The organism is Nocardia acidivorans NBRC 108247 (assembly GCF_001625085.1).
In the GTDB taxonomy this organism is placed as follows: Bacteria; Actinomycetota; Actinomycetes; order Mycobacteriales; family Mycobacteriaceae; genus Nocardia; species Nocardia acidivorans.
Window position 1 is genome coordinate 25,664 of sequence record NZ_BDAW01000008.1, and the last position, 22,947, is coordinate 48,610.

Below are 22,947 nucleotides of genomic sequence, written 5' to 3' on the forward strand. Positions count from 1 at the left end.
AATAGTGAGGATTGCCGTGGACGACACCACCGTTCCAGCCGATATCGGCCCGGAAACCCTCCTGTCGATATTCACCGTCGCCACCCGAATCAAGCTGTGCGATGAGAAGTTTCGCTCGTTGGTCCTGGCGGGACAGGTCAGCGCCCAGTACTACTCGCCGCGCGGACAGGAAATCGTCTCCGCCGCGGTCGGCGCACTGCTGCGACCCGACGACCAGGTGGTGACCACCTATCGCGGACTGCACGACCAACTCGCCAAAGGTGTTCCGCTGCGCGAACTCTGGGCCGAATTCTTCGGCCGGGCGACCGGCCTGTGCAAGGGCAAGGGCGGGCCGATGCACATCACCCATCCCGCGTCGGGCCTGATGGTCACCACCGGCATCGTCGGCGGCGGCCTGCCGATCGCGGCGGGGCTGGCGCTGGCCGCACAGCTGCGCGGCACCGATCAGGTGACGGTGGTCAATTTCGGCGACGGCGCGACCAATATCGGTGCGTTCCACGAGGCCTGCAATCTCGCCGGACTCTGGCGGCTGCCGATCGTATTCTGCTGCCAGAACAACCAATACGCCGAGCACACCGCCTACGCGGACGGGACCAGCGTCGCGCGCATCGCCGATCGGGCCGCGGCCTACAACTTTCCCGGCGTGCGCGTGGACGGCAATGATCCGATCGAGATGTACCGCGCCGCGAAACAGGCCGTCGACCGCGCGCGGGCCGGTGCCGGGCCGACCCTGCTCGAAGCCATGACCTTCCGCTTCCACGGGCATCAGATGTCCGATCAGAACGAGTACATGAAACCCGGTGAACTGGCCGCGGCCCGCGCCGCCGATCCCGTGCTCCGCATGCGGGAATGGCTGGTGGCCACCGGGTTCGCCACCGCCGACCAGCTCGGCGCGCTCGAGGCGGAGGCCGCGGCCGCGGTGGCGGACGCGTACCGATTCGCACAGCAAAGCCCGGCGGCCGAACTCTCCGAGCTGCTCACCGATGTCTACCAGGAGGCGCTGGCATGAGCGGCGTGACCGAACAAGAGCCGAACACCCGGCCGATGCTGGGATTTCAGGCGCTGGGCAGTGCGCTCGACGAGGCACTGGCCCGCGATCCGTCGGTATTCCTGCTGGGTGAGGATATCGCCGACCCCGGTGGCGGGGTGTTCAAGGTGACCGCGGGATTGTCGAGCAAATATGGCGCGCACCGGGTTCGGGCCACACCCATCAGCGAGCAGGCGATCATGGGCGCGGCCATCGGCGCCGCGGTGGCGGGAATGCGACCGGTCGCCGAGATCATGCTGATGGACTTCCTCGCCGTCTGCCTCGACCAACTCGCCAATCACGCCGCCAAACTGCGGTACATGTCCGGCGGCCAGACCAGCGTGCCGCTCACCGTGCGCTGCGCGGCCGGAGCCGGAATGCAGTTCGGCGCACAGCATTCGGAGATGCTGGAAGCCTGGCTCACCCACGTGCCCGGGCTCAAGGTGGTGGTGCCGAGCAATCCGGCCGACGCCAAGGGACTGCTCACCGCCTGCATACTCGATCCCGATCCGTGTGTGATCGTGGAGCAGAGCCTGCTGTATTTCCTGCCGCCGCAACCGGTTCCGGTCGGACACCACCTCGTGCCACTCGGCGTGGCGGCGACACCCCGTGCCGGGCGCGATATCACGCTCATCTCCTACGGGCGTCAGGTGCACGACGCACTGGCCGCGGCCGAATTGCTCGCGCGGGAGGGTATCGAGGCCGAGGTGCTGGATCTGCGCTCGCTGGTGCCGCTCGACGAGCGGGCGGTGCTGGCGTCGGTGGCCCGCACCCGGCATGCGGTGGTGGTGCACGAGGCGGTGCGCCGCAATGGTTTCGGCGCCGAACTGGCCGCCATGATCAGCGAGCAGCTCTTCGACGAGCTCGGCGCGCCGGTCGCTCGGGTGGCGGGGGCCAACACCCCCGTGCCGTACGCCAAGGCCCTCGAGGACGCCTTTCTGCCCGATGTCGACGGGGTGCTGGCGGCGGTGCGCACCACCCTGGCACGTTCGCGTGCGCGCGTGGCCGGCTGAGGGGTGCGGTCGTGGCGTACGGACTGGCAGCGGTCGCGCGGCGGCAGCCGAACGGTATCGCCGTCACCGACGGTGAGACCGAATGGACTTGGCCGCAACTGGATTCGATGGTCGACCGGTTGGCCGGGCGACTGCTCGACGACGGGATCTGCGATGGGCAACGCGTGGCGGTGATGGCGGGGAACAGCGCCCATACGGCGCTGGCGCATCTGGCCGGAACCTATGCGGGCACCTCGGTCGTGCCGGTGAACCACACCCTCACCGCGGCGGAGGTGCGGCATATTCTCACCGACGGCTCGGTGCATACGGTGCTGTGCGATGCGCGCAGCGCGCCGATCGTGCGGGCGGCCTCGGAGGCGGTCCGGGTGATCGTCTGGGGCGCGGAATCCTCGGACGGTTGCCGCGCGCTGGAACGGATTCTGGCCGAGCAACCCGATATCCCGGTCTCCGAGCGAATCGCGCCGAGGCCGCCGCTGTACTACACGTCCGGGACGACCGGTGTTCCCAAAGGCGTGACGCTGCCCGAACAGATGTTCCCGGGCGGGGATTCGATGATCGAGCACATCCGGCGGATCGCGCAATCGCCGGTTCGACCGGCGGGACGGCATCTCATCGTCGGACCGATGCACCACACCGGGCCGATCGGCGGGGTGCGCGGGCTGTGCGTCGGCCAGCCCCTGGTGATTCTGCGCAAATTCGACGCCGAGGAGGTGCTGCGCCTGATCGACCGGCACCGGATCGAGAGCACCATGATGGTGCCCACGCACTTCTCGCGGCTGCTCGCCCTGCCGGAGTCGACGCGCGCCCGGTACGACATCGCGAGTATCACCTCGATCGTGCACACCGGGGCCGCGTGCCCGGTGCACATCAAGCGCGCCATGATCGACTGGTTCGGACCGGTGCTGCGAGAAGCCTACGGCTCCACCGAGGTCGGGACGGTCACGTTCATCGACTCGCAGCAGTGGCTGGCGCATCCGGGATCGGTCGGGACGGCCTTGCCCGGATACGAACTGAGCATCCGTACCGCCGAAGGCGTGGAACTTCCCGCGGGGGAGCAGGGTTTGGTCTGTGTGCGATCGACTCTCGGCGTGCGTCCGCGCTATCACAATGATCCGGAGAAGACGCGGCGCAGCTATGTCGCCGAGGGCGTTTTCGCCATCGGCGAGATCGGATACCTCGACCGTGCGGGCTACCTGTACCTGACCGACCGAGCCGCCGATATGGTGGTGAGCGGCGGGGTGAATATCTATCCGGCCGAGTCCGAGGCGGTGCTGCGCACCCATCCGGGCGTGGCCGATATCGCGGTGATCGGCATCCCGCATGCCGACCTCGGTGAACAACTCCTGGCCCTGGTCGTGCCGAACGGCGATCCGCCGGATCCGGTCGAACTTGTCGAGTACTGCCGAAATCGATTGGCGCACTACAAGTGTCCGGTGCGGATCGAGTTCCTCGACGCCGATCCGCGCACCGTGATGGGCAAGCTGGACAAACGTCGGCTGCGTGCGGCCTACCTGGCCTCGCCTCGTGAGCCGGCCGGGGCACCGGGGGGCGCGTCGTGAACACCGTCGCGGCCGCCGCCCCACCGCTGTTCGAATTCACCGACGAACACCGCGACCTGCGGCAGATGCTGCGGCGCCGATTCGATCATGCGGCGGCGTCCGAAGGACGGGATTCGGGTGCACACGCGTCCGAAGCCGATGGTGCGCATACGGTTTCGCCTACCTGGACGGATCTGGCCCACCACGCGGGCATCGGCGATCTGCTCTTCGGCGGTGCGGACGAACCGCGCGGCACGCCGATAGATATCGCCATCCTCGCCGAGGAATCCGGTGCGGCCCTGTATGGCGGACCGGTGTTCTCGGCGGCGGTGACCGCCGCGCTGTGCGAGATCGCGGGCAATCGGGAACGGCCTACCGGCCCGGGAGAGGGGGAATCGGCGGCACGGTTCGCCGACCTGGTTCGCGGCCTGCGCGAGGGCCGAGTGGCGCCTGCCATCGGAAGCTGTGCGCTCGGCCACGGTGCCGGGGCGAACGACAGCGTGAGCGTGAGGGCCGGACAACGTCTTTCCGGTCGCGTCGAACCGGTCTGGGACGCGCGGCACGCGACCGTGCTGGTCTGCGTGGCCGTGGATGCGTCGGGCGATCCCGCGGTGGCGGTACTACCCACCCGCACAGCTGGATTCACGATGACAGCGCTGGCCGGGCTGGATCTGTCACGGGCCGTCGGCCGGGCCGACTGCGTCGCGGTGGCGGCCGAATCACTGCTCACCGGGGACACCGCCCGCCGGGCCCTGGCCGCCATGCGGGCTCGGGGTGCGCTGGTCGCCGCCGCCGAATCGCTCGGGCTCGCGCAGCGGACGCTGGACCGAACGGTCGAATATGCCCGGGGGCGTGTGCAATTCGGGCGGACGATCGGCTCCTTCCAAGCGGTGAAGCATCGGCTGGCCGATCTGGTGTCGCAGGTGGAGCTGACCCGGTCGGCGGTGTACGGGGCGGCCTGGGGGCTCACCACCGCGCCCGAGGACACCGATACCGCCATCGATCTCGCGGTGGCGGCGGCGCTGGCCGCCGATACCGCCGTCACCGTCACCACGGCGGCCGTGCAGTTGCACGGGGGTATCGCGATCACCTGGGAACACCACGCCCATCGCGCACTGCGCCGGGCGCGGGCCGTCGCGGCATTGACCGGCGGGGCGGTTCGCCATCGCCGCGACCTCGCCGCACTGCTCGATCAGCGGGAGGCCCGCCATGGGTGAGAGTGCGGATCGCACCGATCCCCGACGCGAGGACCTCGCCGACTTCCGGTGCGAGGTGGAGCGGTGGGTACGAGCCGAATTGCCGCCGAAGTGGTTGGCGGCCATCGATTCCGCGGCATTCGATACCGGACCCGTACTCGACGATCCGGACGCACGACACTGGTTCCGAGTACTCGCCGCACGCGGCTGGATCGTGCCGTGGTGGCCGCGCGAGTACGGCGGCGCGGGCCTGGACGAGGAGCGCAGCGCGGTGGTGCGCGCGGTGCTCGCGCACTATCGGGCGGAGTTGCCCGCACGGCATTTCGTGCCGATCACCCTCGTCGGTCCGGGAATCATGAAGTGGGGCACCGACGCACAGCGGCGGCGCTACCTGCCGGGCATCGCCTCGGGCGCGGATATGTGGTGTCAGCTGTTCAGTGAACCCGGTGCGGGATCGGATCTGGCCGCGCTGTCCACCCGTGCGAGGCCGGCCGAGGACGGGAACTGGATCGTGGACGGGCAGAAGGTGTGGAGCTCGTTCGCCGACCGCTCCCGGTACGGGCTGCTGCTGGCCCGCACCGATCCGGATCGGCCGAAGAACGCCGGTCTCACCTGCTTTCTGCTGGATATGCGATCACCCGGGGTGAGTACGCGTCCCCTGCGGCAGATCACCGGCGGAGCCCATTTCTGCGAGGTGTTCCTCGACGGCGTCGTGCTCCCCGACAGTGCGCGCCTGGGACCGTTGCATCAGGGGTGGCGGGTGGCGCTGTCGACGCTGAACGCCGAGCGGTCCGGCCTCTCCGGCGGTTCGGAGGTGAGTGCGATCGCGCTGGCGCCGGTGCTGGAACGGGCGCGCGTATCGCGGCGCTGGCAGGAGGAATCGATCCGCGATCGACTCACGGCGCTGTACGTCACCGAGCGGGCACTGGAACTGACCAACCGCCGATTGCACGCGGCGGCAGCGCGATCCGGTGCCGATGCGCGAGGTTCGATCACCAAACTGGTGCAGTCGGAGCTGGCGCAGCGGATCGCCGAGCTGGGATTCGAACTCGCCGGGCCGCGCGCGGCGTACTGGGATGCGGACACCGTCGCGCTCGCCGACGGCGCCGAACCCATGACCCCGCAGGCGCACGCGCTGCTGGACAGCAGGCGTCTCACCATCGCCGGGGGCACCTCCGAGATTCAGCGCAGCATTATCGGCGAGCGCGTGCTGGGGCTCGATCGCGAACCCGATCCCGACCGCGGCCGGCCGTGGCGGGAGCTCCGCCATGGCTGAGCGGTGTCCGATGGTGACGGTGCGGCCGTCCGGAGTCCGGTTCCGCGCGCTGCCGGGGCAGCCCATCATGGCGGCCGGAATCGCGGCCGGCTTTCGCTGGCCCACGGTCTGCGGCGGAAAGGGCGACTGCCGGGTGTGCTTCGTCGAGGTACTCGAACATCACGAGCGCCTGTCGATGCCAGAACCCGCTGAGGCACAGGCGATTCGGGAGCTCGGTGGCACCCTCGGCCGGCGTCTCGGCCCGGTCCGGCTGGCCTGTCAGGCGGGGGTGCACGGCGATGTGGTGGTGCACAAGCGCGGCGTCCGTCCGCGCCGCGACAACAGCGAAGGAGGTGATCGGTCATGACCATCAGGCCGATCGACCCGACACTCATGCGGGTCGACGCGCACGGTATCCGGCTGATCGGATCCCGCTGCGGTGCCTGCGCCGAAATCGACTTCCCGGCCCAGGATTCGTGCCGCCGCTGCGGTGCGACGGATATGCGCGTCGCGCACCTGGGCGAGCGCGGCGTGCTGTGGAGCTGGACCGTACAGCGGTTCCCGCCGCCGAGTCCGCCTTACGTGCCGCGCGGACGGGAATTCGAGGCCTTCGGGGTCGGCTACGTGGAGCTGCCCGGCGAGGTGATCATCGAGAGCCTGCTCACCGAATCCGACGCCGATCGCCTGTGGATCGGAATGCCGATGCGGCTCACCACTTTCGACGTGCCCGGGCATTGCGGCGAACAGGCGACGACCTTCGCTTTCGCGCCCGTGACCGAAGGAGCGGGACAATGAGCGGCGCGGCGATCATCGGCATCGGCTGCACACCGTTCGGGCGGTATCAGGACACCTCCGTGCGGCGGGAGGCGGTGCGCGCGATCCACTTCGCGCTCGCCGATGCCGGGGTGGCCTGGGGCGATATCGGTTACGCGGTGGGAGGCAGTATGTCCTCCGGATCAGCGGACACCCTGGTCTCGGACCTGGGCCTGACCGGGGTGCCCTTCCTGAACGTCTTCAACGGCTGCGCCACCGGGAGCAGCTCGCTCGCCACCGCGGTGCACGCCATCACCTCGGGCACAACGGATCTGGCGCTGGTGGTGGGATTCGACGCACACCCACGCGGCGCCTTCGCGATCCGGCCCGAGCAGATGGGGCTCGGACAGTGGTACGGCAGCACCGGAATGGCCCTGACCTCACAATTCTTCGCCCTCAAGATCCAGCGCTACCTCCACGAGCACGCCCTGCCCGCCCGCCTGCTGACCTCGGTGGCCGCCAAGGCCTTCCGCAATGGGGCGCGCAATCCCAACGCGTGGCGACGCAAGGCGCTGTCCGAGGCCGAGATCGACGGGTCCGTCATGCTGAGTGATCCACTGCGGCAGTACATGCTGTGTTCCCCGGGCGACGGCGCGTGCGCGCTGGTGCTGTGCGGTGCGGACCGGGCGCGCCGGTATCGCGCCGATCCGGTTCATATCGCCGCCACGGCGGTGCGCACGCGCAAGCCCGGATCGTTCGAGGTGCTGAGCCCCTCGCTCTCCATCCACCGGGGCGAGAGTCCCACCGTCGACGCGGCGCGGGCGGCCTTCGAACTGGCGGGGATCGGTCCGGCCGACGTGGACGTGGCCCAGGTACAGGACACCGACGCCGGTGCGGAGCTCATCCATCTGGCCGAGACCGGACTGTGTGCGCACGGTGCGCAAACCGAGCTGATCGACAGTGGCGCAACCGAAATCGGCGGTGCGCTGCCGATCAACACCGACGGCGGCTGCCTGGCCAATGGCGAGCCGATCGGTGCGTCGGGATTACGTCAGATCCACGAGAACGTCCTGCAATTGCGCGGCGACGCCGGGGACCGTCAGGTTCCGGGGTCGCCCCGGGTGGCGTTCTCCCACGTCTACGGTGCGCCCGGTGTGAGTGGCTGCACCGTCCTGCACCGATGATCAAAGGAACCGCCGTGAAGGTGATTGTCGATCGTGACCTGTGCGTGGGCAACGGCCTGTGCGAATCGATCGCACCGGAGGTGTTCGAAGTCGGTGACGACGGCATCGCGAGCATCGCGCCCGCCGAGCTGTCACCGGATGGCATGGCGATGGCGCGCACGGCCGTGGACAGCTGCCCCAGCCGTGCGCTGCGCCTGTCGCCCTGATCCGCTCGGCGACCGAACCGACTGTGACGAAGGAGTATTCGTTGGAAATCCGCATGCCCAAGCTCGATGTCTCCATGACCGAGGGGACCTTCCTGGGCTGGCTCGTCCCCGACGGCACAACGGTGACCGAGGGGGAGGGCCTCTACGCCGTGGGCACCGACAAGGTCGAAACCGAGATCCCCGCACCGATCGCGGGGGTGCTGCGCCACGGGGCGGCCCAGGCGGACACCGACTATCCGGTCGGCGCGGTGCTGGGTGAGCTCGAATGACCACCGGCAGCGCGACAGCTTGTCCTGCAAGAATTTTCGTCAGAATTCAGGAGCGAATCATGGATCTCGATCTCACGGGCAAACGCGCCCTCATCACCGGTGGTAGTCGCGGTATCGGACTCGCCATCGCCCGCACCCTGCTGGCGGAGGGCGCCGCCGTGGGTATCTGCGCCCGGGGCGAAGAAGGGCTGGCGAAGGCGGCCGCGGAGCTGAGTGCGCAGGGCGGCACGGTGTTTCACCGTGCCGTGGATGTCGCGGACCCGGCGGCCCTGACCGAATTCGTCGGCGCGACCGCGACGGCGCTGGGCGGACTGGATATCGTCATCGCCAACGCCTCGGCGTCGGTGAGCGAGGGGCCCGATCCCTGGCTCGACAACTTCCGCACCGATCTGATGAGCCTGGTCACCCTGCTCGAGTCGGCCGCACCGCACCTCGAGCGCAGTGCCGCCGCCGCGGTTCTGGCCATCGCCAGCACCTCGGCGCTGGAGGCGGGTGTGCTGCCGACCGCGAACAGTTTCGGCGCGCTCAAAGCCGCGATGCTGCAACATGTTTCGGCGCAGGCCCGCGCCCTGGGACCCAAGGGTGTTCGGGTCAACGCGATCTCGCCCGGCCCGGTGTTCTTCGAGGGCGGGGTGTGGGACCACATCCGCGCGGGCCTCCCCGCGCTGTTCGACGGTGCGGTGGCCGCCTCCGCACTGGGCAAATTGGCCGGCGCCGACGATATCGCGCACGCGGCGGCCTTCCTGGTTTCCCCTGTCGCAGGCCACATTACGGGCGTCAACCTGGTGGTGGACGGCGGCTTCACCAACCGCTTCGACTTTTGAGCGGGCGGATCGAGGCGGTCCTGGTCTGCGGTGGCAGTTGGCACGACTTCGACTACGCCAGAGTTCACCTGCTCACCGAACTCGCCGCGCACCCTCGGGTCCGCACGCGCGTCTATCAGGACTACGACTGCCTCGCGGCGCTCTCCGAAGCCGAGGTACTCATCACGTACACCTGCAACGCCGTGCCCTCGGCCGAACAACGCAGGGCGCTGACGGCATTCGTCACCGGGGGCGGGCGCTGGCTCGCCTTGCACGGCACGAACTCGGCCATCGAACCTCTCGGCGCCGATCGATTCGCGACTCCGCGTCGGCTCGGCGAGCTGGCCCGAGTGCTGGGCAGTCGATTCCTCGGCCACCCGCCGATCGGACCCTACCGGGTCGAGATCACCGAACCCGACCATCCGCTGGTGCGTGGCCTCGCGCCCTTCGAGGTCACCGACGAGCTCTACATCAGTGAACTGCATCCCCCGCTGCACGTGCTCGCGCATACCCGATATGTCGGGGACGCACCGGGTTTCGAGCAGGGCCGTACCACCGTCGACGAGCCGCGCCCGGTGCTCTATCTCAAAGAGTCCGGAGCCGGAACGGTCTGCTACCTCACGCTGGGCCACTGTCGTGGCCGGTTCGATCTCCAGGACCTCGGCGTGGACGATCTCGGGTTCGTGGATCGGGGTAGTTGGGAGGTGAACGGATACCGCACGATCCTGCGCCGTTGCCTGGATTGGGCTGTCACCGCGGAGTTCCCGGACCCGGACGGGTGAGCCGGGGCTGTACGCGGGAAGCCCGGGCCGGTGGATCAAGAGATGAGCGGCGGGTGCGATCTGCCGCCCGGCACGGGCGGCCACGATGTACGGCATCGGGTATCGATGCTGCTCAGCACCTTGATTCGTGACCATGCCGCGGTTTTCGGGAAGGGGAGTAGAAGGTGAGCCCTCGATCACTTTAGAGTTCGAACTCCACCGTTGACGTGCGGTAGGTCACAACGGAAGGGAGTAGCCCATGACTACGGACGGGGCGCTTCGGGAAGGACTCACGGTCTCCGGGAAACCGATGTCCGGGCCGCTACAGGATGTGCGGGCCCTGGCTCAGCAGCTGGTCGGGCATTTTGTCGACAAGGTGGTGCCGTGCGGGACACTGCCGGGGGATGTCATCTCCGGGGATGTCACCGCGGTGACGCGGGTGTGCCTGGAATTGGCGGTGGACATGCTCGACGGACAGGACACACCGGCCACGATCGAGCGATTGTCCGAGGCGGCGGCGGGGTGGGCGCGCGAGGGCGTGCCGATCGACACGATCCTGCACTCGATTCACGAGGGCTTCAAATTCGGCATGGACCTCATCTCGCAGAATTCCACCGAGCGCGATCACAGCAATCTGATGGTCGGCGCCAAGCGGGTGGTGGAGATGCTGGACGCCATCAGCGTTACCGTGGCCACTGCCTATGTGCGCGAACACAAAGCGGCGGTGAGCGAACACCACAACGCGGTGCACACGCTCACCTCCGCACTGCTGGGCGGGTATCCGACCTCGACCATGGCGCGCGAATGCGGAATAGATATCGCCGAGGAGTATTCGGTGCTGGCGCTCGATATTCCGCGACATCCGGACGAGGCGCATCCGATGCTCGACGGGGAGGTGGTCGCGCGCCGCAAGCTGCGCCGCCTACAGGCCGAGCTCGGTACCCGGTGTGGCGGAACGGTACTCGCCCTGCTGAGTGTGGACGGCGGCACGATTCTGATTCCCACCCGAACGCTGGCGGACAAGGAGCTCGAGACGCTGGTGGCCCGGCTGTCGGCGGCGGCGCAGGTTCGGGTCACCGCGACGGTGGTGGTCTCCGCACCGGACGAGGTGCCCTCGGCGGCCGACCGGGCGCACGAACTGCTCGATATGGTGCAGCGGCTGCGCTGTGTTCCCGGCCTCTACCGGTTCACCGACATGGCCCTGGAGTATCAGCTCACCCGACCGGGTCCCGGCCGGGAAACCCTTGGGGCACTGCTGGATCCGCTCGACGACTACCCCGAGCTGATGCAGACCCTGCAATGCCATATCAGCAACAATCTGAATCGGCAGCGCACCGCGCACCTGATGCACATTCACACCAATACCGTCGACTACCGGATCAAGCGGGTCCGCCAGCTCACCGGCTTCGATCCGGCCGCGAACTCCGGACTGTGGCAACTGCGCTCGGCGTTGATCGCCCGCACCTTCAATGACGGATAGGGCGCTTCATGAATCGCGCCGGGCGATTTGGTGAACTCCCCAGAACCCGGCACATCCCCTTCTGGCCGTTTCGCCACCGCTTTAGCGTCGGCGAAATGAAACGAAGTATGCGCCCCAGGGCATTTCGATCGGCCATTCTCGCGGGGGTTTCACTGCTCGCGGTGGGATTCACCGGAACGAGCGCGGACGCCGCCCCCGATCCGGCGCCGACCGAACAGCAATTGGCCGACTACATCGCGGCGGGCCTGCACGGCGGACCGATCGCCGCGAACTCCGGATCGGCCTGCACCTCCGGCAGCGGTGCGGGATCGGGCAACGGCTCCGGCGACTGCCTGGGCGGTTCCGGGTCGAGTTCGGGTTCGTCAGGCGGATATTCTTCCGACACAACGGGTTACGGACCCACCATGACCTCCTGGGTGGCGGCCTTCGGTTACGGTCTGGCCCATCCCGATGCCGCGCCGCCCGGTGTCAACGACTGGAACTGCAAGCCGAGTGCCGCGCATCCGCGCCCGGTGGTGCTGGTGCACGGCACCTGGATGAACGCCTACAACGGTTTCGCGTACATGGGCCAGCCCATCAAGGACGCGGGCTATTGCACCTTCACCCTCAACTACGGGCGGTCGAATCTGCTCGAGGGCGGCGGGCTGGGTTCGCTGCTGCCCGGTGTGATGGGCACCGGATACATCCAGGATTCGGCAAAACAATTGTCCGCCTTCGTGGATCGAGTTCTCGCGGCCACCGGCGCGCCCAAGGTCGATATCGTGGCGCATTCCCAGGGCGGGTCGATGGCGAACTGGTACACCAAATACGAGGGCGGCGCGAACAAGGTGCAGACCTTCGTCACCTATGGCGCCACCCATCACGGCACCTCCCTCGACGGGATCGGCGCACTGGGCCGGGCAATCAATAATTTGGGCATCGACGTGCTGGGTCCGATCGAGATCCTCGTGGGGCATGCGGGAATTCAGCAGACCATCGGCTCGGACTTCGTGAACAAACTCAATGCCAATGGCGATACCGTGCCGGGCATCGACTACACCATTGTCGGCACCCGGTACGACGAGGTCACCAATCCCTACGAGCTGACCTTTCTCAAGGCGGGCGCGGGAGCGAAAGTCGACAATATTCTGCTTCAGGACGGCTGCGAACAGGATCTCTCCGATCACCTGACGATGATGTATTCGCCGCGGGCGCTCTCCATCGCACTGCGCGCACTGGATCCGGGGCACGCCGTGCCATTGCAATGCAGTTTCAATCCGCCGCTCGTCGGTGGTGGCGGATCGCTCTAGATCATTGCGGGGCGGGAAGTCGATCGGCGGCGATCTCGGCCTCGATCCAGGCGGCGATCATATATCCGGTCATGGCGACCACCTCCTGTCGCTCCCGACTGTCCACCTCCAGGGCCGAGGCCCGCAGCACGGCCGCGAAACCGGTATTGACCAAGACGAATGCCATCACATCGTATTTGTGATCATCGCCCGGGCCGATGATCTGGATCAGGAGTAATTTGACCAGTAGCCGCAGGCGCGGCTCGAACTCCGGAAGCCCGCTGTTGTAGAACTGCACGCCGCCGACCAGGGCGCGTACCAGCTTCGCACTGGCGACCAACTCGTCGGTGAATACCTCGAGCAGTTCGGTGACCACCCGCGCTCGATTTGCCGGGGACTGCGGATTCGATTGCTGCGGAAGCCCGGACAGCCAGCGCGTGAACCGCTCTTCGACCCGCGAGAGCAGGCGCTCGAGCAATTCGTCCACCATGACGCTCTTATCGTCGAAGTATCGGTAGACCGTGCCGATACTCACCTCGGCCTCCATCGCGATCCGATTGGTCGAGGTATCGGCGATACCGCGCTCACCGAACAATCGCCCGGCGGTATCCAGAATGTGTTCCCGGGTCGCCCGGGAACGCTCCTGGATCGGACGGCGACGCTGGCGTACTGCCTTGGGCGGCATCCGGCCTCCTGCTGTGCGTGCAAAAACGAGCTTTGCTCATCTTACGACTCGACCGGCGTCCGGTTTGCTGTAAATTGTTGCGTCACAAAGCGCGTGGCCGGTCGGCCGGATCGGCGTCCGACCTGCGGACCGCCGCGATTATGTCCAGATCGATTGCGCCCCAATGTTTCGGATCGCTCTATTGGGTAGTCGGGGTGAGAGGTGCACTTGCGCCGACCTGATGTCGACCCCGAGGAGAAAGATTCACATGAGCACCCGCGATACCGCCACGCTGCAGGCCCAGCTGCGCACTGTCCTTGATCTGACCAACACCGAAATCCAGGTCGCCGAAACCCGCATCGCGCAGGCCCGCACCGAAGCGGTGCGCGAGGAATTGTCGAAGAACGCCGGCAATGCTCGCGCTCGCGCCGAGGCGATTCAGGCCGCCATTCGCGAACTGGGTGGCACACCCGATCTGATCGGTCCTCTGGTCGGCCGCGCGATGGCGGCGGTCAAGGCGGTTGGTGAACAGGCTCAGCCGTTCGACGAGGCGCTGCTCGGCGACCTCGCCCTGGAACACCAGCTGCTCGATCGTGCCCGCTACATCAAGGCGCTGGCGACGGCGGCGCAGCAGTCCGAGGTGGTGGCCCTGTCGGACCGACTGATCACCGCGCACACCGCGACGGTGGACTGGCTGACCACCGTGCTGGCCGAGGACGCCCTCGGCGGTCCGGCCGCGCTGCGGCGCACCCCCATCCAGGCCGCGGCCGGGACCGTCGTCAAACTCGTCATCATTCCGGTCACCTGGTCGGCCCACGGCCTGGATCGGGCGCTGGACGTGTTCCGCACTGCCCCACCGGCATTGGGTGACCTGCTGGCCCGGGGTGTCCGCGCGGGCGATGTGGCGGTCAAGACTCTCACCGCCTCCCGCGATGCCGCGCTCGAGACCGCCGAGCAGGTCACCCGCCGGGAAGGCGCGGAGGGTACCGCCGATACCCTGCATTCCTTCCGCGCCTCCACCGGAGTCCTGGAATCGCGTGAATTGCCGATCCCGGACTACTCGGATCTGAACGTCGCCCAGGCGGTCGCCGCTATCAAGGAGCTGTCCGATCCGGCGGCCGTGCGCACGGTCCTGGCCTACGAGGAGGCGAACAGCAACCGGCGCGGTGTGGTCTCGGCCGCCCAGACGCGACTGGCCGCCATCGCACAGGGCGTGACCGGGCTGAACTGATACCAGACAACGAGATTCACCGGCGGCCTCGACGAGCCCGTTCTCCCTAATCGGGGGAACGGGCTCATTTCCGGGCGTCGGATCGTCCGCCGATCACCCGCGTGGCCGGTCCGCGCGCACGACCACCAACTCCTGCTCGCGCTGTCCCGGGGCGATCAGGCCACGTGCGGTGAGCCGGTCGCGCGTGAATCCTGTTGATCGACAGGTCGATTCGCGATTCTTGATTCGGCCCGTTCGATCGGGCGATACGCGTTGAGCCAGGGTTCGATGACGTTCACCCGGGGGTGGTGGCGTTGGCGGATCGGGTCGCCACCGCCGTCGGCACACTGCTGCCCTGCCATCGGCGGTCTCGACCGGATCGTCCCACTGTGCGCGGCCTGAGCGAGGTGCCCCGAACCGAACCCTGACCTCACGCATATCGCCTGATCGACCGTGCCGGTACCGGCTCGGTCGATTGGTCGTGTCCGGGGTCGGCGACGTCCCATGGCTATTGTTAAGCAATCTCGTTTCAAACTATTGACGCGGTGCGTCTCGAAGGCCCCTAATGAACCGCTAGAAGCGAAACATCGTTTCGATGTGAGAAACATTAGGAGTTCCATTGCGAATCGGACGGCTTCTCGCCGCGGTAATCGCATGTACCGCAACCTTGTTCACCTCCCTGTCCGCACCGGACGCCTCGGCCGATATCACGGTCACCAAGGTGGAGAACAAGGTCGATATTCGCTGCGCCTTCAGCAGCCTGCACCAGAGCAGTGCCTGGTACTTCCCGGGCGGTGATCCCAAGGGGCTGCTCTGGCTCCAGCACGGCTTCGCCAGCGCCAACGACTCGGTCGACGACACCGCGCGCAAGTTCGCCGCGCAGGGTTTCCTGGTCTTCGCGCCCACCCTGCCGACCGCGAACATCCTGGGCTGCACGCTCGAAAACCTCGGCAACAACACCGATTTCCTGCACAATGTCGCCGACCTGTTCGGCAAATCCGCCGATCTCGGCGACAAACTCGGCCGCAGCTTCACCGAGGCCCGAAGCAAGGCCGGGCGCGCCACCCTGCCGCTGCCCACCACATGGGTCTTCGCCGGTCACTCCGCCGGCGGCGAGGCGGTGCCCTATGTGACACAGCAACTGCGCCAAGACTATCCGGCCGCTTTCGCGAACCTGCGCGGTGTGCTGCTCTACGACCCGGTGAAGAGCTTCATCGGCAACAACCTCAGCAGTTCGATCAACCATCTGGCCAACACCACCCTGCCGATCCTGGCGGTCACCGCACCGCCCTACAGCTGCAACCGGAACGGCGCGGGCACCCAGGTGCTGCTCGATCAGCTCGCCCGGCCCTTCCTGGGCGTGCGGCTGACCTCCGGCGCGCACATCGACGTCGAGGGCAGTAGCGCCCCGGCACTGGACAAGGTCGTCTGCGGTACGCCGCAGGCGAAGAACATCGAAGCGTTACAGCGCCTTTCGGTCGGCTGGGCGGGCGACTTCGTCACCGGTTCGACGACGGCGGACCTGTACCCGGGCGGCGCGTATTACCAGAGCCTGATTACCGCCGGGACCATACAAACTCTGTCGTGACCTCATAACCTCGTGATTCGGATCGACCGAGTCGGGTGCCGCCCGGCTCGGCCGTTCTCGCGGGGCTGGTTCACAGTCGGGGTGGAACTACGTCAGCTTCGATACTTCTGCGCGGTGGCCGAGGAGGGGAATCTGACCCGCGCCGCGCACGGTCTGGGCCTGCGCTCGCCGTCGCTGAGTCAGCGGATTCGAGCGCTGGAGCACGCGCCGAGACTTCGCCTGGCCCTGGCTTTTCCGGGTGATACCGGCACCTCGCGCTGGCTCGGATCGCCGCGGAGCTGAGTCCTCGGGCGATCGGCGACACTCGTGAGGTGCTGCCTCGTGGCCACGGGAACGCGCTCAGATCGGCGTCTCGCCCGCGCGAGGACCGCGTTCGATGTGGACACGGGAACGCGCCCGGATAGGTGTCTCGCCCGCGCGAGCATCGCGTTCAATCACTGATTGAATCGGCGATTGGACTATGTTTCACTGCTTGGCATGAGCAATCGTTTGACCGGCCGGGTCGCGCTGATCAGTGGCGCGGCGTCGGGTATGGGGGCTTCGCATGCCCGGGCCTTCATTGCCGAGGGCGCGTCCGTCATGATCGGTGATATCGCCGATGCGGCGGGCGCGCGGCTGGCCGAGGAACTCGGGGAGCAGGCCGCCTTCATCCACCTCGATGTCACCCGCTCGCAGGACTGGGCGGCCGCCGTGGCCGAAACCGTCCGGCGCTTCGGCAAACTCGACGTGCTGGTGAACAATGCGGGCATCCTGGACGGCGGACCGCTCGGCGAGTACACCGAAAAGCAGTGGCAGACAGTCATTTCCATCAATCTCACCGGGCCGTTCCTGGGCTTGACCGCGGCGCGGGACGCATTGGTCGCGGCCCGCCCGGCGTCGGTGGTGAACATCTCCTCGGCGGCCGGGATCCAAGGTGTTCCGGGTGTGCACGCCTACACCGCCTCCAAATTCGGGGTGCGCGGGTTGACGAAATCGGCTGCGCTGGAACTGGCTCCGCACGGTGTGCGGGTCAACTCGGTGCATCCCGGCGGCATTCTGACCCCGATGCTCGGCGCGCCCGCGGACAGTGCGCTCGATCGCGGCGCGAACACCCTGGCCCGGCTCGGACTGCCCGAGGAGGTGACCCCGCTGGTGGTCTTCCTGGTCAGCGAGGAGTCGAGCTATTGCAATGGCGCGGAATTCGTGGTGGACGGCGGTATGACCGCCGGTCGCGTCTAGACCGCGAGCTCCGCGCTGGATTACCTTGGCGCCATGGGACTTTCTGCCGCCGAGGTCTTCGACGCGCTGGGCAAAGACTATGAGACCGCGTTCGCCGGATTGACCGCGCATCGCGAAGAGCTCGCCTGGCTGCTGGACCAATTGCCTACCGGGGCACAGGTTCTCGATATCGGTTGCGGCACCGGCCGGCCCACCGCCGAGGTGCTGGCGGCCGCCGGCCACCGGGTCACCGGCTGCGATATCGCACCCGGCATGATCGAGATCGCCCGCGCCCAGGTGCCCGGGGCACGGTTCGAGGTGGCGGATCTGCGAACGCTGACCTATCCGGCCGGAAGCTGGAACGCGGTGACCGCGTTCTTCCCGCTGCTCCAGCTCACCCGGGCCGAAATCGATGACGCACTGCGGAAATTCGCCGAATGGCTGACGCCCGGCGGGATCTTCCTACTGGCCACGGTGCCCGCCGATATCGAGAACCTCGAGATCGAATTCATGGGCAAACCGGTGACGGTCAGCAGCTATCCGCCCGAGGAATTCGAGCGCCTCCTGACCGGGGCGGGGCTGCAGGTCGTGCGGCAGCGCGTGGTCGAGTTCCTGCCCGATCATCCGGACGCCATTGCCGAGCACGACCTGTTCCTCGCGGCCCGCAAGTCCTGAAGTTCTCAGGGCCGCAACCATTCGTCCAGGGCCGGCAGATCGGTGCGCGCGACGCCGGTGAATCGCGGCGGCCGCTTCTCCAGGAACGACGAGATGCCCTCTGCCAGATCGGAACTGGTGGACGCGTGCGGGATCGACTTGCGATCCAGGGCGAAGGCGGCCTCGGGATCGCCGTGTGCGGTCATGGCCACCAGTGCGCGCCGGACGAGTGCGGCCGAGGCGGGCGCGATCCGCACCGCCAGGTCCCGCGCCAGGTCATATGCCGCGGGCAGTAATTCGTCGGGGGAGTGCACGCTGGTGATCAGACCGGCGCTGAGCGCCTCCTCGGCGGGAATGAGTCGCCCGGTGAGCATCCACTCCTTGGCCTTGGCCAATCCGACCAACTGGGGCAGGAACCAGGTCGACCCGCCTTCGGGAAACAGCCCGCGCCGCGCGAACACGAACCCGAATCGGGCTCTGTCACTGGCCAATCGGAAATCGGCGGCCAAGGTGATTGAGACACCGACCCCGACCGCCGGTCCCGGACAGGCGACGATCACCGGCTTGTTCGAATTCGTGATCGGCCGCGCGACCCGCGTCGAGGGCTCGTCCCAGTCCGGATCGCCGATATCGCCGATCGACGGCTCCGCGAAATCCATTCCGACACAGAAGTAGTCACCCACCGCCGTCAGCAGGATGACCCGCACCGCATCATCGCGATCGGCGGCGGTCACCGCATGCCCGAGCTCATCGGCCATGGCGAGGGTGAAGCCGTTTCGGGCATGCGGCCGATTCAGGGTGATGGTCGCGATCGCCTCGGCGACGCCGTAGGTGATGGTCGAGTAGTCGGTCACGCCGCCCGTATCCGTCTCGTCGGTGGTCATCCCGCAATCCCGTCGTTGAGTAAATGGAATCCGTAGTCTCTCAAAGCATCAGCATAGGCAGTTGCCGCGCCGTACCGGTGTGCGGACGAGGCAATACCCGCGCACCCGCTGAACTGCGCGTTGAGCAAATTTTCAGTGAATGTTGAGACCGCTCCCGAGGATTTGCGGCGGGCGGCGGTTTCGCTCGTCGCCCGAAATACCCGATTCAAGGAGAGAACACGATGACCAACGCTCATGAACTGCCGAATGTCCTTCTCGTACACGGCGCGTGGGCCGATGGTTCGAGCTGGGGCAAGGTGATCGAGATCCTGCGGGCGGGTGGATTCGGCACCGTGGTGGCGAGCCAGTTGGGTCTGCGCTCCTTCGACGAGGACGTGGCCACCGTGGTGCGGGATCTGGAACTGCTGGACGGTCCGACGATTCTGGTGGGGCATTCCTACGGTGGTGCGGTGATCAGCCAGGCCGGTGCCGGTCGCGCGCAGGTGGCGGGGCTGGTGTTCGTGGCGGCGTACGCGCCCGAGGCCGGGCAGTCGGCGTTCGCGATCAATCAGGAGTTCGGGGTGGAACTGCCCAGCGGTGCGGACCTGGTGAATATCGGTGCGGCCGAGGTCCCCGATTTCATTGTCGATCGCGCCCGGTTCCATCGGGACTTCTGCGCCGATCTGACCGCGGAGGAGGCGGCGGTGTTGGCCGCGGTGCAGAAGCCGACCTCGGTGCTGGCGCTGGCCGGTGCGGGCGACCGAGTTCCGGCGTGGGAGTCCTTGCGCGCCAACACCTGGTACCAGGTCTCGGCGCAGGACGCGATGATCCATCCCGATCTGGAACGGCGGATGGCGGCCCAGATCACCGATGACGAGCGCGTCGTCACCCTGGCGACCGGTCACGCGTCGATGTTGAGCAAGCCCGTCGAGATCGCGGCACTGATCGAGCGGGCCGCTCGCAATCGGTGATCCGCGGGGTCGGTGTCCTTCGCACGCCGATCAGTTCGTGCGGGACTGCTCGAGGTAGGCGGCGATGGCGTTGGTCAGTCCGCGCCGGGCTTTGTCGAGATCGGAGTAGGTGCCCAATTGGCGTTCGGAGGTGATGCCGCGCATGGCGCCCGGGATCAACTCGGCGATCTCGGCGACGCGGCCGGGATCCACGCCCAGGTCCGCGAACGCGTGCTGGCAGGTCTCGAGCCAGCCGCGTCCCCAGCAGGACAGTTCCGCCGCGGTGCGCGGGTAGAGCTGTTCGAGTTCGAGGTGATCGCGCGGCAGCGCCGCGCGCAGATTCTCGATCGCCCGGGAATCGATGGAAGTGAGTCCCGCGTAGAGGGTTTCGATAATGGCGGCGACCCGCTCGCGCAGCGGTCCGGCACTGTCGCCGAAGGTGAGGGCCCGGGCGCGGCGCTCGGCGGTTCGGTGCAGCACCGCGGCCCAGAGACCGTCGTTATCGCCGAATTGGTATTTCACCGCACCCCAGGTCGCACCGATCTCCCGCGCGATCTTGTTCGCCGACACCGCCCCGGGATCGCCGGTGGCGAGCGCTCTGATCGCGGCCTCGAGCATGTTCTCCCGCGTGGCATGGCCACGCCGATTGGCGCGCCGCACTGAGGCTTCCGGATCGGTCACGCTGGAAATGGTAGTGGTGGACGAGTTTTCACTGTTTCACAGTACCTGCTGTGATAGTTTCACAGTAGGCGCTGTGAAATGGCGGGGCCCACTGATCGAGAGGGCATCGTCATGGCGAAGCCGCCGCTGTCGATGAAACCGACGGGATGGTTCCAGGTCGCCTGGTCCACCGAGATCGGAGTCGGTGAGGTCCTTCGCATGACCTACTTCGATCGCGAATTGGTGGCCTGGCGGGCGCACTCGGGTGCGCTGACCGTGATGGACGCGTACTGCGAACATCTCGGCGCGCATCTGGGCTTCGGCGGACGCGTCGAGGGCGAGGTGATCGAATGCCCGTTCCACGGCTGGCAGTGGAACGGCGAAGGTCGCAACGTCTGCATCCCATATGAGCGACATCCCAACCGGGGCAGGCGTATTCGCACCTATCCGGTGGTCGAGCGCAATGAATCGATCTACCTGTGGCACGACCTCGACGGGCGCGCGCCCTTCTTCGAGGTGCCCGATATCTTCGCGGGCTTCGGGGATGGCAGCAACCGAGCCGACTACTACCCGATGGCGACGCTGTTTCGGGAACGGCTGGCACTGCATCCGCAGTACGTGCTCGAAAACGGCGTCGACTCGGCACATTTCAAGTACGTGCACCAGACGCCGATCGTGCCCGTGTTCACCCGGCACGACTTCGCCGAACCGGTGTCCTACGTCGATTTCACCATCACCTTCGACGGCGACGAGGGACAGTCGATCGAGGACGTCCGCAGCGGCGTCCAGGCGATCAACGGCGGACTCGGTGTGGCGGTGACCAAGAGCTGGGGCATGGTCGACAACCGCACCATCACCGCGGTCACCCCGGTCGACGAGCACACCTGCGATATTCGTTTCAGCGTGTACATCGGCCGGACGACCGGTGCCGATCCGGTGAAAGCCGAACGCAGAGCCCAGGATTTCGCCGCGGAGATCATCCGACAGTTCACCCGGGATGTGCGGATCTGGCAGCACCAGCGGTACTCCGATCCACCGGCCCTGTCGGCCAGCGAGTTCACAGGCTTCACCGCGATTCGCGCCTGGGCCAAGCAGTTCTATCCCGACGGTCGCGGCGGCAGCGCCGCGGAATTGCGGGTGCTCGCGGCCGACACCGGCCCGCGACCACCCGCACAGTGAGAAGGCACACCACAATGACCGCACCCTTGAACAGGCCGATCCGCGTTTTCCAGGTCGCCACCGGCAATGTCGGCACCGAGATGATCAAACGCATCGGCAACCGTTCCGATCTCGAGCTCGTCGGATTGCACTGTTACACACCGGAAAAGATCGGTCGCGACGCCGGGGAGATCGCGGGACTGGCGCCGAACGGCGTCCTCGCGACCGGATCGGTGGCGGAGATCATCGCCGCCGCACCCGATGTGCTGACCTTCCATGGCGTCTTCCCCGACGAAGAGCTGTACGTGCGAGTCCTGGAAGCCGGAATCGATATCGTCACCACGGCGGACTGGATCACCGGATGGCATCGCGATGCCAACCACCCGCACCCCTCGGGCAAGGCGGTCACCCAACTGCTCCGGGAAGCGTGCGAGAAGGGGCGATCCACCTTCTACGGCACCGGGATGAACCCAGGGGTGAATCAGGTTCTCGGCGTGGTGTGTTCGGCCGACGTCGCCGAGATCGAGAACATCGTCACCCTCGAATCGGTCGACGTGTCCTGCCATCACTCGAAGGAAACCTGGATCGAGGTGGGGTACGGGCTGCCCGTCGACGATCCCGGTATTCCGGACAAACTACGCAAGTACACCAGTGTCTTCGCCGACAGCGTGCTGATGATGGCCGACTGCTTCGGTCTCGAACTCGACGAGGTCACCTTCAGCTGTGAACTCGGCGCGTGCACCAAGGACGTCGACCTGGGCTGGTATCGCCTGCCCAAAGGTTCACTCGGCGGCAGCTACATCAAGTACCGGGGCATGGTGGACGGTGTACCCAGGATCGAAACACATCTGGAGTGGCAGATGACCCCGCACACCAATCCGAGCTGGAATATCAAGGGCTGCTACATCACTCGCATCCAGGGTGACCCCTGCGTCTACAACAAGCACATGATCTTCCCGAAGCCCGGTGTCGACCTCTCCGACCCGGCCAACTTCGCCTCGATCGGCATGACCGTCACCGGCCTGCCCGCACTCAATGCCATCGCCTCGGTCGTGGCCGCGCCGCCGGGATTGCTGACCAGCGCCGACCTTCCCCTGCGCGGATTCGCCGGGCGCTTCACCACCTGATCGGCCGCGGTGAACGGCCACGGTCATCGGATACACCACGCTTCTCACCGACGGGAAGCCCGGGCGCATCCCGCGATCTATGCTTCGGCTGATCGCGGCCGAGTTCGGTTCTCGGCCCTGGCA

General features: G+C 67.1%; 25 protein-coding genes. 22 read left to right on the forward strand and 3 right to left on the reverse strand.

The window, feature by feature from the left end; genetic code table 11:
- Window positions 1-16 precede the first annotated feature (16 nt).
- The 14 genes from NA10_RS02925 to NA10_RS02990 all read left to right on the forward strand — a co-directional run bounded on the left by NA10_RS02925 (window position 17) and on the right by NA10_RS02990 (window position 12,774).
- On the forward strand, window positions 17-1,009 hold the full coding sequence (locus NA10_RS02925; protein ID WP_067562965.1) for a thiamine pyrophosphate-dependent dehydrogenase E1 component subunit alpha: 993 nt from the start codon (window positions 17-19) through the stop codon (window positions 1,007-1,009).
- 5 nt (window positions 1,010-1,014) lie between these two features.
- The gene (locus tag NA10_RS02930) at window positions 1,015-2,040 is read left to right on the forward strand and encodes an alpha-ketoacid dehydrogenase subunit beta (protein WP_373862334.1); all 1,026 of its coding nucleotides are present in this window, start codon (window positions 1,015-1,017) and stop codon (window positions 2,038-2,040) included.
- 11 nt (window positions 2,041-2,051) lie between these two features.
- On the forward strand, window positions 2,052-3,599 hold the full coding sequence (locus NA10_RS02935) for an AMP-binding protein (RefSeq protein ID WP_067562970.1): 1,548 nt from the start codon (window positions 2,052-2,054) through the stop codon (window positions 3,597-3,599).
- Window positions 3,596-4,795: an acyl-CoA dehydrogenase family protein gene (locus tag NA10_RS02940; protein WP_067562972.1), complete on the forward strand. Its 1,200-nt coding sequence runs from the start codon at window positions 3,596-3,598 to the stop codon at window positions 4,793-4,795. The genes NA10_RS02935 and NA10_RS02940 overlap by 4 nt, the downstream gene beginning before the upstream one ends.
- Window positions 4,788-6,050 (forward strand): acyl-CoA dehydrogenase family protein, encoded by a 1,263-nt coding sequence (locus tag NA10_RS02945; protein ID WP_067562975.1) that lies wholly within the window; start codon window positions 4,788-4,790, stop codon window positions 6,048-6,050. The genes NA10_RS02940 and NA10_RS02945 overlap by 8 nt, the downstream gene beginning before the upstream one ends.
- A complete protein-coding gene (locus NA10_RS02950) occupies window positions 6,043-6,396 on the forward strand; it encodes a 2Fe-2S iron-sulfur cluster-binding protein (protein WP_245676991.1) in 354 nt (117 codons plus the stop codon). Before NA10_RS02945 ends, NA10_RS02950 begins: the two co-directional genes overlap by 8 nt.
- Window positions 6,393-6,824 carry a Zn-ribbon domain-containing OB-fold protein gene (locus tag NA10_RS02955; RefSeq protein ID WP_067562977.1) on the forward strand — a complete coding sequence of 144 codons (432 nt, stop codon included), beginning with the start codon at window positions 6,393-6,395 and terminating at the stop codon, window positions 6,822-6,824. Before NA10_RS02950 ends, NA10_RS02955 begins: the two co-directional genes overlap by 4 nt.
- Complete coding sequence (locus NA10_RS02960) at window positions 6,821-7,966, forward strand: thiolase family protein (RefSeq protein WP_067562979.1); 1,146 nt, start codon at window positions 6,821-6,823, stop codon at window positions 7,964-7,966. The genes NA10_RS02955 and NA10_RS02960 overlap by 4 nt, the downstream gene beginning before the upstream one ends.
- Window positions 7,963-8,172: a ferredoxin gene (locus NA10_RS02965; RefSeq protein WP_373862332.1), complete on the forward strand. Its 210-nt coding sequence runs from the start codon at window positions 7,963-7,965 to the stop codon at window positions 8,170-8,172. Before NA10_RS02960 ends, NA10_RS02965 begins: the two co-directional genes overlap by 4 nt.
- 41 nt (window positions 8,173-8,213) lie before the next feature.
- Window positions 8,214-8,441 carry a biotin/lipoyl-containing protein gene (locus NA10_RS02970; protein ID WP_067563194.1) on the forward strand — a complete coding sequence of 76 codons (228 nt, stop codon included), beginning with the start codon at window positions 8,214-8,216 and terminating at the stop codon, window positions 8,439-8,441.
- Between the two features lie 59 nt (window positions 8,442-8,500).
- On the forward strand, window positions 8,501-9,265 hold the full coding sequence (locus NA10_RS02975) for an SDR family NAD(P)-dependent oxidoreductase (protein WP_067562982.1): 765 nt from the start codon (window positions 8,501-8,503) through the stop codon (window positions 9,263-9,265).
- Entirely contained in the window at window positions 9,262-10,026 is a 765-nt protein-coding gene (locus NA10_RS02980) for a ThuA domain-containing protein (protein ID WP_067562984.1), read from the forward strand. The genes NA10_RS02975 and NA10_RS02980 overlap by 4 nt, the downstream gene beginning before the upstream one ends.
- Window positions 10,027-10,264: 238 nt before the next feature.
- Window positions 10,265-11,485, forward strand: a complete 1,221-nt coding sequence (locus tag NA10_RS02985) for a PucR family transcriptional regulator (protein WP_067562986.1) — start codon at window positions 10,265-10,267, stop codon at window positions 11,483-11,485.
- A gap of 95 nt (window positions 11,486-11,580) precedes the next feature.
- Window positions 11,581-12,774, forward strand: a complete 1,194-nt coding sequence (locus NA10_RS02990) for an esterase/lipase family protein (RefSeq protein ID WP_067562989.1) — start codon at window positions 11,581-11,583, stop codon at window positions 12,772-12,774.
- Between the two features lies 1 nt (window position 12,775).
- Here NA10_RS02990 and NA10_RS02995 read toward each other — a convergent pair whose 3' ends face one another.
- Window positions 12,776-13,438, reverse strand: a complete 663-nt coding sequence (locus NA10_RS02995) for a TetR/AcrR family transcriptional regulator (RefSeq protein WP_067562990.1) — start codon at window positions 13,436-13,438, stop codon at window positions 12,776-12,778.
- A 247-nt stretch (window positions 13,439-13,685) separates the two neighbouring features.
- On the opposite strand from NA10_RS02995, the gene NA10_RS03000 reads away from it, so the two are divergent.
- From NA10_RS03000 to NA10_RS03015, 5 genes are all read left to right on the forward strand, one after another.
- Complete coding sequence (locus NA10_RS03000) at window positions 13,686-14,648, forward strand: hypothetical protein (RefSeq protein ID WP_067562993.1); 963 nt, start codon at window positions 13,686-13,688, stop codon at window positions 14,646-14,648.
- Window positions 14,649-15,294: 646 nt separating this feature from the next.
- On the forward strand, window positions 15,295-16,215 hold the full coding sequence (locus NA10_RS03005; protein WP_067562996.1) for an alpha/beta fold hydrolase: 921 nt from the start codon (window positions 15,295-15,297) through the stop codon (window positions 16,213-16,215).
- An 81-nt stretch (window positions 16,216-16,296) separates the two neighbouring features.
- Window positions 16,297-16,497, forward strand: a complete 201-nt coding sequence (locus NA10_RS39420; protein ID WP_084514252.1) for a LysR family transcriptional regulator — start codon at window positions 16,297-16,299, stop codon at window positions 16,495-16,497.
- 195 nt (window positions 16,498-16,692) lie between these two features.
- The gene (locus tag NA10_RS03010; RefSeq protein WP_067562998.1) at window positions 16,693-17,433 is read left to right on the forward strand and encodes a glucose 1-dehydrogenase; all 741 of its coding nucleotides are present in this window, start codon (window positions 16,693-16,695) and stop codon (window positions 17,431-17,433) included.
- Between the two features lie 33 nt (window positions 17,434-17,466).
- Window positions 17,467-18,087 carry a class I SAM-dependent methyltransferase gene (locus NA10_RS03015; RefSeq protein ID WP_067563001.1) on the forward strand — a complete coding sequence of 207 codons (621 nt, stop codon included), beginning with the start codon at window positions 17,467-17,469 and terminating at the stop codon, window positions 18,085-18,087.
- Between the two features lie 5 nt (window positions 18,088-18,092).
- On the opposite strand, the gene NA10_RS03020 is transcribed toward NA10_RS03015, so the two are convergent.
- Complete coding sequence (locus NA10_RS03020; RefSeq protein WP_067563003.1) at window positions 18,093-18,950, reverse strand: enoyl-CoA hydratase-related protein; 858 nt, start codon at window positions 18,948-18,950, stop codon at window positions 18,093-18,095.
- 221 nt (window positions 18,951-19,171) lie between these two features.
- Here NA10_RS03020 and NA10_RS03025 point away from each other — a divergent pair, with 221 nt between their 5' ends.
- On the forward strand, window positions 19,172-19,900 hold the full coding sequence (locus NA10_RS03025) for an alpha/beta fold hydrolase (protein WP_067563006.1): 729 nt from the start codon (window positions 19,172-19,174) through the stop codon (window positions 19,898-19,900).
- 30 nt (window positions 19,901-19,930) lie between these two features.
- Here the strand turns inward: NA10_RS03025 and NA10_RS03030 are convergent, their stop codons facing one another.
- Window positions 19,931-20,497 (reverse strand): TetR/AcrR family transcriptional regulator, encoded by a 567-nt coding sequence (locus NA10_RS03030; RefSeq protein WP_245676999.1) that lies wholly within the window; start codon window positions 20,495-20,497, stop codon window positions 19,931-19,933.
- A gap of 174 nt (window positions 20,498-20,671) precedes the next feature.
- Here NA10_RS03030 and NA10_RS03035 point away from each other — a divergent pair, with 174 nt between their 5' ends.
- Together NA10_RS03035 and NA10_RS03040 are read left to right on the forward strand one after the other, a co-directional pair.
- Window positions 20,672-21,718, forward strand: coding sequence for an aromatic ring-hydroxylating dioxygenase subunit alpha (locus tag NA10_RS03035; protein ID WP_067563012.1), 1,047 nt, complete (start codon window positions 20,672-20,674; stop codon window positions 21,716-21,718).
- A 26-nt stretch (window positions 21,719-21,744) separates the two neighbouring features.
- Window positions 21,745-22,824 (forward strand): NAD(P)H-dependent amine dehydrogenase family protein, encoded by a 1,080-nt coding sequence (locus NA10_RS03040; protein ID WP_157556006.1) that lies wholly within the window; start codon window positions 21,745-21,747, stop codon window positions 22,822-22,824.
- Window positions 22,825-22,947 lie beyond the last annotated feature (123 nt).

Bases quoted from the DNA above. Each gene is read 5' to 3' on its own strand.
- NA10_RS02945 (WP_067562975.1), top strand. From the start codon at position 4,788: ATGGGTGAGAGTGCGGATCGCACCGATCCCCGACGCGAGGACCTCGCC.
- NA10_RS02950 (WP_245676991.1), top strand. From the start codon at position 6,043: ATGGCTGAGCGGTGTCCGATGGTGACGGTGCGGCCGTCCGGAGTCCGG.
- NA10_RS02955 (WP_067562977.1), top strand. From the start codon at position 6,393: ATGACCATCAGGCCGATCGACCCGACACTCATGCGGGTCGACGCGCAC.
- NA10_RS02960 (WP_067562979.1), top strand. From the start codon at position 6,821: ATGAGCGGCGCGGCGATCATCGGCATCGGCTGCACACCGTTCGGGCGG.
- NA10_RS02965 (WP_373862332.1), top strand. From the start codon at position 7,963: ATGATCAAAGGAACCGCCGTGAAGGTGATTGTCGATCGTGACCTGTGC.
- NA10_RS02975 (WP_067562982.1), top strand. From the start codon at position 8,501: ATGGATCTCGATCTCACGGGCAAACGCGCCCTCATCACCGGTGGTAGT.
- NA10_RS02985 (WP_067562986.1), top strand. From the start codon at position 10,265: ATGACTACGGACGGGGCGCTTCGGGAAGGACTCACGGTCTCCGGGAAA.
- NA10_RS02990 (WP_067562989.1), top strand. From the start codon at position 11,581: ATGAAACGAAGTATGCGCCCCAGGGCATTTCGATCGGCCATTCTCGCG.
- NA10_RS02995 (WP_067562990.1), bottom strand. From the start codon at position 13,438: ATGCCGCCCAAGGCAGTACGCCAGCGTCGCCGTCCGATCCAGGAGCGT.
- NA10_RS03000 (WP_067562993.1), top strand. From the start codon at position 13,686: ATGAGCACCCGCGATACCGCCACGCTGCAGGCCCAGCTGCGCACTGTC.
- NA10_RS03010 (WP_067562998.1), top strand. From the start codon at position 16,693: ATGAGCAATCGTTTGACCGGCCGGGTCGCGCTGATCAGTGGCGCGGCG.
- NA10_RS03015 (WP_067563001.1), top strand. From the start codon at position 17,467: ATGGGACTTTCTGCCGCCGAGGTCTTCGACGCGCTGGGCAAAGACTAT.
- NA10_RS03020 (WP_067563003.1), bottom strand. From the start codon at position 18,950: ATGACCACCGACGAGACGGATACGGGCGGCGTGACCGACTACTCGACC.
- NA10_RS03025 (WP_067563006.1), top strand. From the start codon at position 19,172: ATGACCAACGCTCATGAACTGCCGAATGTCCTTCTCGTACACGGCGCG.
- NA10_RS03030 (WP_245676999.1), bottom strand. From the start codon at position 20,497: ATGCTCGAGGCCGCGATCAGAGCGCTCGCCACCGGCGATCCCGGGGCG.
- NA10_RS03035 (WP_067563012.1), top strand. From the start codon at position 20,672: ATGGCGAAGCCGCCGCTGTCGATGAAACCGACGGGATGGTTCCAGGTC.